14 protein-coding genes are annotated in these 17,196 nt (G+C 53.7%); 4 read left to right on the forward strand and 10 right to left on the reverse strand.

Going from position 1 to position 17,196, the window contains the following annotated elements; translation table 11 throughout:
* Positions 1-56: 56 nt before the first annotated feature.
* From pgi to GXB78_RS05675, 9 genes are all read right to left on the reverse strand, one after another.
* Positions 57-1,721 carry a glucose-6-phosphate isomerase gene (gene pgi / locus GXB78_RS05635; protein ID WP_329514673.1) on the reverse strand — a complete coding sequence of 555 codons (1,665 nt, stop codon included), beginning with the start codon at positions 1,719-1,721 and terminating at the stop codon, positions 57-59.
* Between the two features lie 41 nt (positions 1,722-1,762).
* Positions 1,763-2,518, reverse strand: coding sequence for a GolD/DthD family dehydrogenase (locus GXB78_RS05640; protein WP_329514674.1), 756 nt, complete (start codon positions 2,516-2,518; stop codon positions 1,763-1,765).
* A gap of 26 nt (positions 2,519-2,544) precedes the next feature.
* On the reverse strand, positions 2,545-3,543 hold the full coding sequence (locus tag GXB78_RS05645) for an ABC transporter permease (RefSeq protein WP_408005110.1): 999 nt from the start codon (positions 3,541-3,543) through the stop codon (positions 2,545-2,547).
* Positions 3,506-5,023, reverse strand: coding sequence for a sugar ABC transporter ATP-binding protein (locus GXB78_RS05650; RefSeq protein WP_329514675.1), 1,518 nt, complete (start codon positions 5,021-5,023; stop codon positions 3,506-3,508). Before GXB78_RS05650 ends, GXB78_RS05645 begins: the two co-directional genes overlap by 38 nt.
* Positions 5,024-5,104: 81 nt before the next feature.
* Positions 5,105-6,019: a substrate-binding domain-containing protein gene (locus GXB78_RS05655; RefSeq protein ID WP_329514943.1), complete on the reverse strand. Its 915-nt coding sequence runs from the start codon at positions 6,017-6,019 to the stop codon at positions 5,105-5,107.
* An 88-nt stretch (positions 6,020-6,107) separates the two neighbouring features.
* Positions 6,108-7,460: a D-tagatose-bisphosphate aldolase, class II, non-catalytic subunit gene (locus GXB78_RS05660; RefSeq protein WP_329514676.1), complete on the reverse strand. Its 1,353-nt coding sequence runs from the start codon at positions 7,458-7,460 to the stop codon at positions 6,108-6,110.
* Positions 7,441-8,403 carry a sugar kinase gene (locus GXB78_RS05665; protein WP_329514677.1) on the reverse strand — a complete coding sequence of 321 codons (963 nt, stop codon included), beginning with the start codon at positions 8,401-8,403 and terminating at the stop codon, positions 7,441-7,443. Before GXB78_RS05665 ends, GXB78_RS05660 begins: the two co-directional genes overlap by 20 nt.
* A 24-nt stretch (positions 8,404-8,427) precedes the next feature.
* Entirely contained in the window at positions 8,428-9,204 is a 777-nt protein-coding gene (locus tag GXB78_RS05670; protein WP_329514678.1) for an L-iditol 2-dehydrogenase, read from the reverse strand.
* Positions 9,205-9,391: 187 nt separating this feature from the next.
* Positions 9,392-10,417: a LacI family DNA-binding transcriptional regulator gene (locus tag GXB78_RS05675; RefSeq protein ID WP_329514679.1), complete on the reverse strand. Its 1,026-nt coding sequence runs from the start codon at positions 10,415-10,417 to the stop codon at positions 9,392-9,394.
* Between the two features lie 282 nt (positions 10,418-10,699).
* Here GXB78_RS05675 and GXB78_RS05680 point away from each other — a divergent pair, with 282 nt between their 5' ends.
* From GXB78_RS05680 to GXB78_RS05690, 3 genes are read left to right on the forward strand one after another with little or no spacing between them, the layout of a single operon-like run.
* Complete coding sequence (locus GXB78_RS05680) at positions 10,700-11,602, forward strand: substrate-binding domain-containing protein (RefSeq protein ID WP_329514680.1); 903 nt, start codon at positions 10,700-10,702, stop codon at positions 11,600-11,602.
* Positions 11,599-13,167, forward strand: a complete 1,569-nt coding sequence (locus GXB78_RS05685; RefSeq protein WP_329514681.1) for a sugar ABC transporter ATP-binding protein — start codon at positions 11,599-11,601, stop codon at positions 13,165-13,167. The genes GXB78_RS05680 and GXB78_RS05685 overlap by 4 nt, the downstream gene beginning before the upstream one ends.
* A complete protein-coding gene (locus GXB78_RS05690; protein ID WP_329514682.1) occupies positions 13,164-14,135 on the forward strand; it encodes an ABC transporter permease in 972 nt (323 codons plus the stop codon). The genes GXB78_RS05685 and GXB78_RS05690 overlap by 4 nt, the downstream gene beginning before the upstream one ends.
* 64 nt (positions 14,136-14,199) lie before the next feature.
* Here the strand turns inward: GXB78_RS05690 and GXB78_RS05695 are convergent, their stop codons facing one another.
* Complete coding sequence (locus GXB78_RS05695) at positions 14,200-15,117, reverse strand: sugar-binding transcriptional regulator (protein WP_329514683.1); 918 nt, start codon at positions 15,115-15,117, stop codon at positions 14,200-14,202.
* A gap of 524 nt (positions 15,118-15,641) precedes the next feature.
* Between GXB78_RS05695 and GXB78_RS05700 the strand changes: the two genes are divergently transcribed.
* Positions 15,642-16,919: an outer membrane protein transport protein gene (locus tag GXB78_RS05700; protein ID WP_408005111.1), complete on the forward strand. Its 1,278-nt coding sequence runs from the start codon at positions 15,642-15,644 to the stop codon at positions 16,917-16,919.
* Positions 16,920-17,196 lie beyond the last annotated feature (277 nt).

Raw genomic sequence — 17,196 nt, forward strand, 5'->3', positions numbered from 1 at the left:
AACAAGTGATCCAGATCGCACCTTAATTACGGTTTATGGATTGCTTATCAACCTATTTAACCGCGGTGATTACGGCGAAAATAATTGATCAGGCCCTGAGTCGAAGCATCATCGGCCGGGGCTTCTTCGCTGCCAACCAGACGGTTGTAGACGGCTTTACCCAACTCCTTGCCAAGTTCTACACCCCACTGATCGAAGGCATTCGTGCCCCAAACTACGCTTTGCACGAAAACTTTATGTTCGTACAACGCCACCAGTGCGCCGAGTCGACGCGGGCTGATGCGCTCGACTACCAGGGTGTTGCTCGGACGGTTGCCCGGGATCACCTTGTGCGGTGCGAGCTTCTGCACTTCGTCTTCGCCCATGCCCTTGTCACGCAGTTCGGTTTCGGCTTCGGCGCGGGTCTTGCCGAGCATCAGCGCCTGGCTCTGGGACAGGCAGTTGGCGTACAACCACTGGTGGTGGTCGGACACCGGGTTGAAGCTGACGATCGGCACAATGAAGTCGGCCGGAATCAGCTGGGTGCCCTGGTGCAGCAACTGGTGGTAGGCGTGCTGACCGTTGCAGCCGACGCCGCCCCAAATCACCGGGCCGGTATCGGTGGAAACCGGCGTGCCGTCCTGACGTACGCTCTTACCATTCGACTCCATGTCCAGCTGTTGCAAGTGCTTGGTGATGTTGCGCAGGTAGTGGTCGTACGGCAGGATCGCATGGCTGTGCGCGCCCCAAAAGTTGCCGTACCAGATGCCGAGCAACGCCAGCAGCACCGGCATATTCTGTTCGAACGGTGCACTCTGGAAATGCTGGTCCATGGAATAGGCACCGGACAGCAGTTCCTTGAAGTTCGACATGCCGATGGCCAGCGCAATCGGCAGACCGATGGCCGACCACAGCGAATAACGCCCGCCGACCCAGTCCCACATCGGGAAGATGTTCTCTTCGCGAATACCGAAGGCCACGGCCGCAGCATTGTTGCTGGATACGGCGATGAAGTGCCGATACAGCTCGGCTTCCGAACCACCCTGAGCCAGATACCAGGCACGTGCAGCCTGGGCGTTCTTCAGGGTTTCGAGGGTGTTGAAGGATTTCGACGAAACGATAAACAGCGTGGTCTCGGCGCGCAGCTTCATGGTCAGTTCGTGGAACTCACTGCCGTCGATGTTCGCCAAGTAGTGGCAGCGCACGCCTTTCTGGGCGTAGGACAGCAGCGCCTCGGAAACCAGTTCAGGGCCGAGGAACGAGCCACCGATGCCGATGTTCACCACGTCAGTGATCGGCTTCTCGGTGTAACCGCGCCACAAACCATCGTGGATACGGCCCACGAGGTCGGTGATCTGGTTCAGCACTTTGTGCACTTCCGGCATCACGTTGACGCCGTTGACCGACAGCTTGTCGCCCACCGGGCGTCGCAGGGCGGTGTGCAGTGCCGGGCGGCCTTCGGAAGAGTTAACGATTTCGCCGTCGAACAACGCCTTGATCGCGTCCTTGAGGCCGACGTCGTTAGCCAGGCCCACCAGCAAAGTGCGGGTCTCAGCGTTGATCAGATTTTTCGAGTAATCCAGAAACAGACCGCAACTGCTCAACGTGAAACGGTCAAAGCGCTGTGGATCGGCATCAAAGGCTTCACGCATGCTGAAGCCCTGTAAGTTGCTACGGTGCTGCTCAAGCGCCAGCCACCCGGGTAAGCCGGTCACGTCGTGATGTATGGAGTAATGCGCCATTTAAGATCAACACCTGAAATTGTAGATAGGAGTAGCAGCTGTTACTGGACGGTGTAGCCACCATCGACTACCAGGTTTGCTCCGTTGATCATCGCAGCAGCATCACTGGCCAAAAACAGGGCCGCCAAACCGATTTCCTCGGGACGGGCAAATCTGCGCGTCGGGATTTGTGCGCGGGCACGAACCCCAATTTCACCTGCCCACCCCTTCTGCCCCATCTCTGTCTCGACCACAGTCGGGGAGATGGTGTTCGAGGTAACGCCACGAGGGCCCCATTCCAACGCCAGGCACTGACTCATACCAATCACGCCAGCCTTGGATGCGCTATAGGCAGTATGACCGTCGATACCAATCAATGCGGCTTGGGAAGATAGCGTTACCACGCGGCCCCAACCGTTTTTGAACATATGCGGCGCAACGCTTTTTGCTAACAGGAACTGCCCCCGAAGATTGATTTCCATGGTCTTATCCCATGCCTCGACGGACAGCTCTTCTGCGGGTGCGGTGATGGCGATGCCCGCGTTGTTAATGAGGACGTCGATACGACCAAAATGCGCCGCTACTGCAGCGACAATCTCGCTGATTTGCTGTGGAATGCTGATATCGACTACCCAGCTGTGGCAATTCAATGCAAGCGCCACCTGTTCGACAGCTGGGTCACGATCCAACAGCGCAAGGCGTGCACCTCGCTCGGCGAACAACTCGGCAGTGGCTCGCCCAATGCCCGTTGCTGCACCCGTCACGATCACGACTTTATTGCTGAAGTCAAAGGCATTGGCGAAGGTAAGCTTGTTCATAAATACTCCAGATAATGTCGAGTTGCTTAACGATTGTGATGTTTGCGACTGATGAAAATGGCCAGCAGAATAATGGCGCCCTTGATCACGCTTTGGACATAGGGCGACACACTCAGCAAGTTGAGGCCGTTATTGAGCACTCCGAGCAGCATCGCTCCGACTAACGTTCCGAGGATTGCGCCGCGGCCACCGGCTATCGCTGCTCCGCCGAGCACAACGGCGGCGATAGCGTCAAGTTCGAATGAAACCCCTGCATTGGGTTGACCACTCATCAAACGGGACGTCAACACCAACCCGGCAATTGCTGCAGTAAATCCACTAATGCCGTAGACCAGGAGCTTGTAGCGTGGTGCACGTACCCCCGAAAGGCGCACCGCTTCTTCATTGCCACCAATGGCATAGATGTACCGACCTATGGCCGTATGCTGGAGCAGGATGTAAGCCAGAATGTAAACTAGGATCATAATCACGATCGGGTACTGCATACCCAGCAGTTCGCCTCGACCAAATACGCTGAACCACTCCGGCAACCCTGAGATCGGGTAACCGTTGGTGTACATTAGGCCGAGCCCTCGAGCGATACCCATGGTTGCTAAGGTGACAATAATCGGCGGCATCTTCAGATACGCGACAAATATCCCATTGCCAATCCCGAAGGCAGCGCCAAGGGCCAGACCTGCAATAACCGCTATCGGTCCAGGCACGCCAGCGACCAGAAGCGCCGCAGTCAGTGTGCCGCTCAATGCCATAACAGGACCAACAGACAGGTCTATTCCCCCTGTCAGAATCACGCAGGTCATGCCCACTGCGATAATTGCGTTGATTGAGACCTGGCGAGCGATGTTCTCCAAGTTGGCAGAGGTTAGAAATTTATCGCTGGCAAAAATCATGCAAATGGTCACAACAACCAAGCCCACTAGCGGATAAAACGCGGGGGAACGCACCAGCCGCATAAACCGTCCTTGCTGTGCTCTCACTTTGCGCACCTCAATGGAAGCTGTGTTGTTCAACGCTTGCGGTTGCATGGCGCATTACCTCTTCGGAATTTATGGATTCGGCTTCAAGCACCGTGACGATGGAACCCTTGTTGAATACCGCGACGCGATCGCACATGCCGATAATTTCCGGCAACTCGGAGGAAATCATGATGATTCCGAAGCCTTGCTCGGTCAGGCGCCGCATCAACATGTAAATTTCAGCTTTGGCGCCGACGTCAATGCCACGTGTTGGCTCATCGAATACAAGAATCGAACAGTGATGGTTCAACCAACGAGCGATCACGACTTTTTGCTGGTTTCCTCCACTCAAATTGACGACTCTCGACTCTCCGCAAGGAGCCTTGATCGACAGCTGGTCCATAAGCTCGTGCGTCTTTTCATGCTCATTTTTGTGGTCAATCAAGCCAAAAGAACTGCGGTACTTTTTCAAATTATTGAGGGAGATATTTTCGCGGATACTGAAATCCGTGATCAGCCCTTCGGTCTTTCGACTTTCGGGCAGAAGCCCAATACCGCGCGACAGCGCTTCAGCTGGATCTTTGAGCGAGACAATCTGACCGTTAACGCTGACGTCTTTGGAGTAAGTCGGAATAGCACCCAGAACAGCCAATGCCAACTCCGTACGTCCTGATCCAACCAACCCCGCGAAACCTAAAATTTCGCCAGGCCTCAATTGAAAATGATTACTTGGGCCGTTGCGGCTTAGTCGAATTTCTCGAACATCTAGTAAAGGAGGCAAAACAGGGAGGACCGGCTTTGGCGGAAACGTTGCGTCAAGGCGGCGCCCCACCATCATTTCCACTAAGCTGTCGATGTCGCATTCGTTAACCTGCCTGACACCTGCGTTGGCTCCATCGCGAAGCACGCTGATCCGATCACACACTTCGAAAATTTCATCCAAATGGTGAGAGATAAAAATAATTGCTACACCTTGGCTCTTGAGCTCGCGCATGATCTGAAACAGAAGATCAGCCTCGCTAGGCGTCAACGTTGCAGTAGGTTCGTCGAGAATCAACAGACTCACATCTAGAGCCAAGGCTTTGGCAATCTCGATGAACTGTTGCTCAGCGACACTTAAGCGGCCTACGGGACAATCAAGGTCCAACTGCACGCCCAGGCGATCAAATAATTGGGTAGCTTTTTCTCGCATTTCCTTTTTACGCAGCAACCCGACACAGTTAACCTTCTCGCGCCCCAGGAAGATGTTCTCGGTCGCAGTCAGATACGGGATCAAGCTAAACTCTTGAAAAACAACCCCTATGCCAGCCTCGACAGAGTCGTTATAGGAGTTAAATTGCCGTGTCACACCGTCGAAAGTGATCGTCCCTTCATCTTGAGACTGGATGCCGCCCAGGATCTTGATCAGCGTGGATTTACCGGCGCCGTTTTCACCCAGCAGCGCGTGAATCTCTCCACGCTCAACACTCAAGTCGATCTGTTTGAGTGCTTTGACACCAGGAAAACTCTTTGAGATCTGAGTCAGCGTAAGCAAGGTATTCTGTTGCATGATGATTCCCCTCCGCAGCCCATGCGGCACGCTTGCGCGCACCGCATGTCAGCATCGACGTTTCGGCGTTATCAGAAAGGATTACCAGCTGAACGTCTTAGCTTTGCTGGCGTCGATCAGCTCGACGTCTACCGGGAATCGCCGAGGAATATTTGCTTCCCAGTGCTTAGCCAAGGCCAATGCCAAGCCTAACCGCGCTTGCTCTCGAGGAAATTGTGCAGAGGTGGCGATGAAATGCGAACCAGGCTTCTGAATAGCCTTAATCGCTTCCGGCGCGCCATCGACACTGACAAGTTTGACGTCCATGCCACTAGCCTCGATGGCTGCGAGCGCACCCAATGAGCCGTTGTCGTTAACACTGAACAATCCATTAAGGTCGGGGTTGGCCTGAAGCATGTTCTCGGTAACCGCCAACGCTTGATCACGCTCCTGCTTGCCGTTCTGCACGCTAACAACTTTGAGCTCTGGATGTTTGGCCAGTGCTTCCTTACAACCGCGTACGCGCTCCAAAATGCCCAAGGAAGGGATACCGTCAAGAATCCCGACATTGCCCTTTTTGATACTGGTAGCCAGGTACTCACAGGCTTTGAACCCAGCGTCGTAATCTTTGGACCCCACGTAAGAGTCGATCGGTCCACTAGCCTCAGCGTCAATCGACACCACCACTACGCCCTTTTTATGCGCAGTGATTACGGCTGATTGCACACCTGCTGAATCCGTGGGATTGAGCAGCAAGATATCAATACCCTGCTGAAGCATGTCTTCAACATCACTCACCTGCTTGGAAACATCGTGGCGGGCGTCTGTGATGATTAGCTGGGCACCGATACTTTGGGCAGCCTGTTCGAGCGCCTCCTTCATTGTCACGAAGTAGGGGTTGTTCATTTCCTGAAAAGACACGCCAATTTTCAGAGGCGCGGCATTTGCAGAAAGACTCGCCAGGCCAGCACAGACGCCTACGGCCAACAAACGTAAAACTTTGCGATAGCTTTTCATTTTGATTACCTTTTTATTGTTGTTCTTGCTGACGATCACGATGGGTCGGGTGTATCAGGTCTAGATATCAATTCTGAGTAAGTCAGTACTACGCAGCTCTCTCCTGCGTTTCGCTCAAGCCGCAGGCCCTGGCGTAGGAGGCGATCACCTGACGTATTTCATAACGCAACCAATCCAGTGGATCATCGCCTGCCATAGTTTGCGCGCGCCGGGCGGCTTGGACTTGAGGCAGATACTGACTGAGTAACGTATCGGCAGGTCGGCGATTGCGGATGTTCTCTAGCAGGCACTCAACTGCCGCCAGTACGTCAGGTTGCTGCCAGTAATAACGAATGCGGTCGCTGTAGCTGTAACGTCGCGCCAGGCGCTGAGCCTGCTCGTCACCTTGGTAATAGCCAGCCCAGTGTTCCGGATCGCTTAGCATGGTGCGCTCCAGCACGCCTCGCAGGTTCGAACGCTGAGCCTCGACTTCGTACAGTTCATCTTCGATATGACTGAGCGCAAACAAAGCTTCACGCCACGCAAAGGTAACGCCAGGGCCGACTTTGAGAATCGCGAAGTGGTCTCGAACCAATGCGCTGAGCGCCGCCTCCGTTTGATAGTCAGTCGAATGTGCTTCGAATACCAAACCGGGAAATGCCAAGATCGCTTTACTCAACGCCTTTGCGTGCTCGGGCTGATAGTCGATGACGCTTTGATCGTCAAACTCGACCCCCGGCTGCGTGACTAATGCCACAACCCGACTCAATGCCTCCCCCAGGCCCTGAGACAGAAAGGCCTGTCGATGAGCTTCTAAAGTCTGGGCCACGTCGTCCACCGCCGTTACCTGCAGCACCTCCGCTTCACCTTCATGGTGTTGCGCTCCACCAGGGACAGGGACCTCTGTACCGATGACGTAGCGCGGCCTGAAGGCGGGCTCAAGATTTAGGCGGGTAACAGCGGACTCAGCTGCCGCGCAGAGCTTGGCCGCCCTTCCGGCAATAGTGGCGACGGACAATGGAGCAACATCATCGGCGCAAGCCATGCTGGCATCGAGGTGAATTTTACGAAACCCAGCTTCGATGTAACTGACTACCAGAATCTCAGCCTCCGCCATCGCTTGCTCTGCGGGGAGATGCCGCCATGGATTAGGGCCCAGATGGTCACCCCCTAACAACAGCTGATCCCGGGGAAAGCCTTCCTCCTGAGCCAGTCGTCGCACCTGACCGAAAAAATCTGCGGGCCGCATACCGGTGTACCCGCCGTACTGATTGACTTGGTTGCAGGTGGCTTCGATCAACAAAGGTGAACGGTCTGCAAGCGCCTGTTGCAAGGCGGCACGCAAGACTTGTTCGTGAGCAGAACAAATCGAGTAAATGCCGGTATGTCGGCCGTTGCGGTTGGCTGCGGCGAGATCCTGCAATACAGCAGCGCCGGCTGAGTTATGCGATGCGTTCGGCATGTGCGGAGTTCTCCTTCAAGAAAAGATCGATTTGCGAGAGGTCACTATTTCCCTCCATGGGACCTCGACGAGTGACCGCCAAAGCACCGGCCGCGTTGGCCAGACGAAGGGCCTGCACAGGCGTATTCCCAAGCGCTAATGCACCAACAAACGTGCCGCCAAAACAATCGCCTGCGCCTGTTGGATCGAGCTCAATGACGGTTAGAGGATGTGCATCAAGCCTTGAGTGCCGGTCAATATAAGTGCTGCCACACGCACCTCGTTTCAGCACAACCGCCTCAATGTTCGGCTTATCAAAGACGCGGGACACAGCCACATCAAGTGCTATGCCCGGGAAGAAAAACTGCAGATCGGACTCACTGGGCAAAAACAGATGGCACCGCGCGAAAACCGCATTCAGCGCCTCACCCATCGGCTTGAAATGCAGCATTTCCACACGCACATTTGGATCAAAACTGATCTGGACACCAAACTGGTGTGCCTGATCCAGCAGGACGTGCAACGCGGCAATTGCGCCTTCGCTATTAAGTGAAGAACCCATTACGTGCAAATAACGAGCGCCCTTCAACACTCCTTCAGGAACGCTATTCGCACTCAAGAACCCACTAGCGCTCGCTGCTATATTGAACACGTAGCTGCGACTACCATCGGCCGCGTAAGCGACAAATGCTGTGCCCGTAGGACGTTCGACGTGCCTATGGATACTGCTTACATCAACACCATCAGCGCTTAACCGCCGAATAATCCCTTCACCGAAAGCGTCTGTCCCAACGTGCCCGATGTAGGTAACGGAAGCACCTATACGAGCAGCCTGGTCGGCAAAAATGGCAGGAGCACCACTTGGAAACGGTCCGGCAAAACTGCCAGGTTCCAAGAAGCCTTTTCCAACTTCTTCGGCAACGAATTCAGCTAACAACTCACCAAACGTTATGATTAGGGCCATTTGATTCTCCTCGCTTGAGTGGTCTCAGCTCATCCAGTTTCCGCCGTCGACATTCAATGTCTGAGCGGTGACATAGTCTGAATCTTGAGAGGCGAGGAATACCGCTGCGCCTACGAAGTCCTGGGAAACGCCCATACGACCCCACGGCACTGCAGCCCCCACTTGGCGCTTCTTTTCACCCGGCGCAAGGTTCTCGTAGCGGGCAAACAAACTGTCGACCTTGTCCCACATCGGCGTGTCGACAACCCCGGGGGCAATGCCATTGACATTGATCCGGTCCTTGGCCAATGCCAAACCCGCCGACTGGGTGTAACTGATAACCGCAGCCTTACTGGCGCAGTAATGAGCAACCAGCGCTTCACCTCGCCGGCCTGCCTGGGAGGCCATATTGATAATTTTTCCGCCCTCGCCCTGCATGACCATTTGCCGTGCTGAGGCCTGCAGAAGAAAGAACATGCTACGAACGTTGACGGAGAAGATTCGCTCATGGGCATCCCATGACTCATCCAGAAATGGGCCCATATCAAACACAGCAGCGTTATTAAACAGGATGTCCAGTCGACCGAATGTCTCGACAGCTGTAGCGACTACCGCCTGAATGTTTTCACGTGTGGAGAGATCGACACTCAGCGTCGCCAATCTCTGCGCCGGAACATCCTCAAACGTCTGACGCAGATCCGCCTCGGATTTGAGATCAACAAGGAGGCAACACGCACCCTGCTCGACGTAAGCGCGGGCAACTGCTTGCCCTATACCGCTTCCGGCCCCAGTGACAACCGCTACCTTTCCAGAGAGCTTCATAGCTATGACCTATGAGATTGTTTTTATGTGGAGCCATGATTACATATGTTCACAGAGGCAACAAATGTTAATTTGATCTGAGCATTATGTTTTTTATGATATTAATGTTCATGTCGCTAGTCGTCACTTCCGCCTCAACGAGGCCTGCGCCCGCCAGGGGTAACCGAACACCCGGTAGCGGTAAAAATCATGCGGAATCCCGCATAATTAAGCTGGCCTGAAGCTGGACAAATGGACGGATTGAAGGCGGTACCTGCGCGTTTATCATCTCCAGGAGCAGATCAACGGATTTATCGGCGATACCCGAGTAGTCCTGCGCTACGGTGGTCAAAGCAGGACATGTGTATCGACTCAGAGGATGGTCGTCGTGGCCAGCGACGCGAAGATCGCAATCCGGCGAGCGGCCTACCCGTAGTCCCTGATTGAATGCTGCGGCCATCACCCCGAATGCGAGTCGATCGTTGGCACACAAGATGGTCGCGGAGGGAAACCCCGGCCCATCCAGCAACCGGCGAGTTTCGGTAAACCCTTGAGACTCAAACTCCCAGCTTTGCTCCAACGGAGTAACTAGTTGCGGCTCATGCCCTAAGCGCAACATCGTTGCCACGTAGGCTTCACGCCGCTCAATCGCGCTGTGGTTGACCGCTGGCATTTCAAGAAAGCATGGTGGCTCTCCAGTCCGGCACAAGTAATCGACGATTAACGAAACGCTCTGACGGTTGTCATTGCCAACAAACGTAAGGGCTTGCTCGTTGTGAGAATCGAACATCACCACCGGAATAGTTTGCGCTAGATCGTTGACCAATGCGCTTGAAGAACCATGTCCCAGGGGCGCGATGATTGCACCGGCAAGCTTGAGCGAAAGCAACGTCTCAATAGCTCGTGCCTCAAGTCCCTCCTCGCCATGGGAGCTCAGAACGATCGCCCAATACCCTTCTTCAGCGCATCGGGCTTCTATCCTACGCACGATCTCTGCATAAAACGGATCAGCAATAAACGGAACGACCAAGCCAATATTCTTAGGACGGCGACGATTTTGGTTGATGGCGAAAAAATTCGGCCGGTAGTCAAAGTCCTTGAGTGCCTGCTCTATGCGAGCGCGAATAGCTGGGCGAACCCGCTCGGGGTTATCAAAATATTTGGAAAGAGTCGGGCGCGAAATGCCGCTGGCAGCGGCAAACTCCTCCATGTTGCGAATTTTCTTATCGTTCATTGGGCCTCTCGTGCTCACTGGCCCGCCACCGGGCCAACGCTGCGATTTAAATTATTGTGCGGGCCATGTTCAGGCTTGCTAAAGATCCGTGCGTCCAGATCGATGGCAGCGGGCATAACATAACCCCAATTCTTTACTCGCGTAAAATTTATTATTGACACGCGACCATGTGTTGGCGGCTTAATTTAAGCGCCAGCGGGTGTCCGTCGCAGAAGCCTCTCAAAAGCTATTTCGTCGACTGAACCCCGCAGCCACTACAAAAACAAGACTAGGAATATCCATATGACTCGCATCAGTGCCTCCCGGTTTTTTGTCATCCTTGCATTGCTCTGCTTCGGCATAAATAGCGCCTATGCGGCGAGCGTCGGAGCCTCTCTTCTCACCCAACAACACCCTTTCTACACTGAGCTTTCCCAAGCGTTGATGAGTGAAGCGAAGATCGAAGGATTGCCACTCGAAGTGGCTATCGCCAATCAGGATTTGAACAAGCAACTGGCTGATGTTGAAGACTTCATCACCAAAGGTGTGGACGTCATCATCATCTCTCCAGTTGACAGCCGCGGAGTGAAATCAGCGATCCGCAAGGCCATTAAGGCAGGCATCAAGGTCGTCACCGTTGATGTTCCTGCAACGGGTGTTGAAGTCACCTCGCATATCGGCACCGATAATTTTGCTGGTGGGGTCAAAGCGGGTGAACTGATGGCCCAAATGCTGAATGACAAAGGCAACGTGGCGATCATCGACTACCCCACCCTGCAATCGGTAGCTGATCGCGTCGGCGGCTTCAGAAAAGGACTTGAAAGTCATTCCGACATTCACATCGTAGCCACACAGACCGGTATAACTCGTGCGGATGCACTCGCAGCTGCGCAGAATATGCTGCAGGCGAACCCGGATATCACCGGCATCTTCGGCTTCGGCGACGATGCTGCATTAGCGGCTGCTACCGCCGTACACGCGAGCAAGCTGGACGCTCAAGTCAAAGTGATCGGATTTGATGGAATGCAAGAAGCGCGCGCCGCTGTGGCTAATGACCCAGTAATGGTCGGGGTGATTGCTCAGTACCCTGCCCAGATCGGTAAGCTGGCGGTGCAGACGGCGGCAAAGGTCATAAAAGGCCAGCAGGTTCCCGCACTGCAGCCCATCCTGCCAGGCGTGGTGACTAAAGCGGGTGAGAAGCCATGAATCTCGCCCATCAACGGTTTTACGGGCCTGCACCACACGAAGTCCAGGATGGATCGATTGCACCCGTCCAGCCTGTATTGGAAGTACGGAATGTGACCAAGATGTTCGGTCCGGTCGCGGCGCTCAAGGGTATGAACCTGACTATTTATCCAGGTCGAGTTCACACAGTGCTCGGTGAAAACGGCGCGGGCAAGTCAACCTTGATGAAAATTCTAGCCGGGCTATACGAACCCAGTTCCGGCACGATCTTGTTCCACGGCAAACCCTATCGCCCTAAAAACCCCAGAGAGGCAAAAGCCCTCGGGCTTTCTATCGTGTTTCAAGAGTTGAGCTTGTGCCGCAATCTGACGGTGGCGCAGAACATCTACGCAACCCACGAGCCGCATAGGTTTGGCGTTATCAATTCGAAAGCGTTAAACAACCAGGCTCACGAACTCATCCAAGCGCTGGGACTTCCCATTAGCGCAACCGACCGTGTTGCGGATCTGTCGATAGCGCGTCGCCAACTGGTGGAAATTGCCAAGGGCTTAAGCCGTCCAGCGGATGTACTGATTCTGGATGAACCCACCTCATCGTTATCTGACAGCGAGGCGGAAATACTCTTCGCAATCATCCGTCGCTTGACCGCCAAGGGAACGGCAGTGATCTACATCTCCCACCGCATGGAAGAGCTCATGCAGCTCTCGGACGAGATTACCGTGATTCGTGACGGGGATTACGTCACCACAGTGCAAAAAGAGGACACTGACATCAATCAGCTCATTGCGCTCATGGTTGGCCGCACGTTGAGCGAGGTTTATCCACCCAGCGCTCATGGCCCGTTACGTGAAGACCTGCCAGCAGTGATGTCAGTCAACGGGCTGACATCCAAAGACCTGTTTCGCGACGTCAGCTTCGAACTTCGTCCTGGAGAAATCCTCGGCTTCTTTGGATTGATCGGCTCCGGTCGTACTGACGTGATGAAGGCCCTGTTCGGCCTGGCCCCCACCTCTGGCAGCATTGAAATCAATGGCGCACCGGTGACGATTCGCTCGCCACAAGAAGCGATTGAGCACGGTATTGCTTTCGTCACAGAAAACCGCAAGGAAGAGGGTCTTTCGCTCAATCACAGCGTCGCGCACAACGTCAGCATGGTGGCCCTGAGTCAGTTCGCAGGGCCACTAGGCTTTATTCGCCGACATGATGAACGCGCCGCTGTGCTCGAAGAAATCCTGCGCTTCAACATCAAAACTCACTCTTTGAACACAGTAGCCGGAACCCTCAGCGGAGGGAACCAACAAAAAATTGTACTTGCCAAGTGGTTAAGGAATGCCCCGCGCATTCTCATCCTCGATGAGCCAACTCGAGGTGTCGACGTCGGTGCAAAATTCGAGATCTACCGAATCATTCGAGAACTGACGGCGCTGGGCACCGCGATCATTTTGGTGTCTTCAGAGCTGCCCGAAGTACTTGGACTGAGCGACAGAGTCCTGATCATGCACAACAAACACGTCGCAGCTCTGCTGGATCGCACAGGACTTACCCCCGAACACGTCATGACCCATGCCGCAGGTTTCAAACCATGAGCACACCAATTGCCGCCCCGCGCCCGACCTTCTTCACTTCCCCCCTGTTGCGCCAGTACGGGGGAATCGTCCTTTCCATTATTGTGCTGAGTCTTGTATTCAGTTTTCTAAGTCCCAGGTTTCTTGCCTTCAATAATTTCATGAACATTCTCCAGCAAGTCGCGGTAGTTGCCGTCGCTGCGTACGGAATGACCTATGTCATCCTGCTGGGCGAAATTGATTTATCAGTCGGTGCAATCATGGCGTTGGCGGGCATGGTTGCAGCGCAATGCTTCGCTTACGGCATGGGTTTCGTTCCGACGGTAGGATTGACATTGTTCAGCGGCGCTGTGCTAGGCGGGCTCAACGGAATGTTATCAGCCAATCTGCGGCTGCCTTCATTCATTGTTACGGTGGCCACCATGGGTATTTATCGAGGCGCGGTTAGCCTCCCCACCGGCGGCGCCCCTACCAGTATCGACAACGATGCCTGGCTAGCAATCGGCGCCGAGAGCTGGCTAGGACTGCCTATCATCATATGGATCGTACTAGTGCTTTTCGCGATCAATCACCTGGTTCTTGCAAAAACGGTATTCGGCCGCAGGGCCTATTTAGTCGGTGGCAATCGCGAGGCTGCTTTGTACTCTGGTATTCGCGTGGACCGGCTTAAAGTCGCGATTTTTACCATCTCCGGGGTAATGGCCGCCATCAGCGGCATACTGCTCTCGTCAAGACTTTCATCCGCACAAACTAACGCGGGTATGGGCTACGAACTTGATGCGATCGCGGCCGTGGTCCTGGGAGGTACAAGCTTGGCCGGTGGTGTCGGCACCATGGTGGGTACGTTATTGGGCGCGCTGTTGATCGGTGTGATCAACAACGGGATGAACATGATGGCCGTACCTTATTTTTATCAGCTCATTGTCAAAGGAGCAGTGATCATCATCGCCGTCTGGCTGGATGTGCGAAGTAAATCGACAAATCACTGATTCCATTAGTGACCACCGCCTGATGCCGCTCAAGGTAATTGGGCGGTGTCACCGCATAAGGTACTCACAGCAAGGCGAGTTCCTGGGCTGTTATTTGATCAGTGATCAAGCCTGAAATCCAACGCCCGCGAAGCGCTGCAAGAATCGCAGGAACCTTCTTACGCCCCCCCGCAAAAGCAATAACAGGTCGTTTCACAAGGCTAGGTAGTGGCAGGCTGGTAACGCGTTCTGACCAGCCCTTCCGGACCGGGTTGCCATGACGATCCATAGCCCATCCTAAAATTTCTCCCACTGCGCCTTCATTCATTAACTGCAAAGCTTCCTCTGAAGAAAGAAAGCCGTTTTGAACAAGAGGCGAGTTAGGTTGGACGTCACCAATCCCTACAAACGAGACCTCGGCATCTGAATAAAGCTTTTTGATCAGTGTAAAGAGACGATTATCTAACCATTCATCGCGCTCTTCGGTGGTCTTGGCAATAACCGGCATTGGAAGCAAAAAAGCTTTGCCAGCTGTTTTGTCAGCCAGACGTAAGCCGACATCATAGGTATTGAACGAACCATCCAGCGACACACTGCCAGCCAATGAAATGATATTGAGCTGAGGTGCGCGGATCTCCGTAATTTCGCCCACTACTGCCTTGAGCGTACGACCGAACCCCATCGCAATCACGCTCAAGCCCGGGTCGGAAAGATAGCGATCCATCAGCGCAGCACCCAGCACTGCAATGCGCCTCTGGCTTTCACCATCATCGTCAACCTCAAGGGGGGCGACTTCACACATGCTGAGGCCGTAGCGCTTTTTAAGCTCTTCCCCAAGCTCCATACAGCGCCGTATTGGGTGGTTGATGCGCACCTGCACCAACCCGGACTCGGAAGCCCCTGCGATCATTCTGTTTATCGTAGGTCGAGAAATATTGAGTCTTTGCGCAATCTCCTGCTGCGTATTGTTTCCTACAAAATACAGCCACGCCACCTTAGCCATCAGCTCTTGCTTACTCGATTGCACCACAACCCCCTCTTATTCTGTTGATGAATGCTTACCGACTCTCGGCCTGGGGAGCCGCTCTTTTGAGCACGGAGTGGTCTAAAACAGGAGTCATTCATCCTGAGCAAAGATTATCAGGGTATCCGTGGGGTAAGGAAAGCAACGGTAGGCTGGCTACGCCGGTAAAGCCATCGGCACCCGACCCCGCCTAAGCGCCTTTATAGAGGATCAGGTAGCGTATTTGCGTCGACACCTGCGGCAGCGACAAAGCGCAATTCAGGGGTTTGATATCAGCTACGCGCTCTTCGACTCAATCGTATCTCCAAAGCGGTCGTCTGCACACTTGGCCTCAACAGACGCATATTTTTTTAGCTATTTGCGGCGACAAATGTAATCCAGCCGACACTATCACCTTACGCGAGCCCCTAGCATCAACGTGTTCAACTGGACGTTTCAGGACAGGTCGTTCCGCTCCTAGAAACTCTAATAAAAACACTCTAGTTGCCATCATTGAGGTGCGCATGCATAAAAATATGTCCAGAGCCGTATCGATGCTTGCTGTCTACTTGATCTCGATTAAGGCGGGTGCCAATGGGATCGCCATCAACGAACAAAGTGCCAGCGGAGCGGGCACCGCTTATGCGGGCCGTGCATCCTCCGCATTAGACGCAAGTACTATCTACGGAAACCCTGCGGGTTTGGCGAAGTTGCAGCGCCCTGAGGTTGTTGGAGGGCTGGCGTTGATCGACGCAAGCGTAGACATCCGCTCAGCGAAAAGCAGCGCTTCGGGTACCAACAAAGGCGATTCGGCGCCTTTCTCAATTGTTCCGTTCGGATACATATCAACGCCCTTAGATCAAAAGTGGAGCGTGGGTTTGGGTGTTTATGCGCCCTATGCATTGATTAACGACTATGAAAATAGCTTTCAAGGGCGATATCACGGCGACTACAGCATGGTTAAGGTTGTAACCTTTCAACCCACTGTTAGTTATAGAGTAAATGACTGGATTTCTATCGGTGGCGGCCCCACTATTAATCGTATTAGCGGGAAACTTCAGAACGATTTATCGACGGCTGCGCTGAATAACGGCAGAGGGGATACGCACATCACGATTAAGGGTGATGATATTGCGATAGGTTACAATCTAGGAATTTTGGTAAACCTGAACAAATCAACTACTTGGGGCGCAACCTATCACTCCAAGGTTCGCTACAATCTCGAAGGTCACACTGAAGTTGAAAACTCACCAGCACTGTTCGGGCTCGATGGAAAGTATAAAACCAAACTTGACGTCACTTTGCCGGAGTCCGTTGATACATCCTTGACTCATCATTTCAATGATCAGTGGACGGGTTATCTGGGAGCAACATGGACACGCTGGAGTCGCATGCAAAAACTCGAAGCACAGAACAGCGGGATACCTCCTGTAGGCCAGCAACTAGGATTCAACACAATAGGCGAGCCGTTAAACTGGGAAGATACCTGGTCTGTTGCCATCGGTGGAGCATATCAACTCAATCCTCAGTGGGTATTGCGCTCAGGTTTCGCCTACGACCCCTCCCCTACCAACAATGCTGATCGTAACGTTCGCATTCCAGTGGGCAACAGAAGATCCGTCACATTGGGAGCCGGTTACTCACCGAATAAGGACATGACTATTGACGTGGCGTACGCCTACATTTGGGAAAACGAAAGCTCCGTCAATCAGGGAAACAGTTCGGGCCTTCAACCAGCCTATAGCGCTAAGTATAACAACAGCGCTCACGGACTCACCGGACAGTTGACTTACCACTTTTAAGGGCTTGTGGGCGAGTGCCACAAGGAGTGTGCCACTCGCAAAGACAAGTCAACTGCGGCAGTCAAGCAATTTCTACCACACTGGCTATATCGGATTGGCTGATCAATGCGATTATCATTGCGGACGGAGTCATGGCATGTATCTTCGGTAGACGCATTTTATAGCCTCTTCGCAAATGAATGGCAGCCAGATATGGATCTATCATAGGAGCGGCTATGTAGGCCTTACCAACGATTTTTTTTAATGTCCGGCAAGAAAAAATAGCAGTGATGGATTT

The organism is Pseudomonas moraviensis subsp. stanleyae, assembly GCF_036283065.1.
GTDB lineage: Bacteria > Pseudomonadota > Gammaproteobacteria > Pseudomonadales > Pseudomonadaceae > Aquipseudomonas > Aquipseudomonas stanleyae.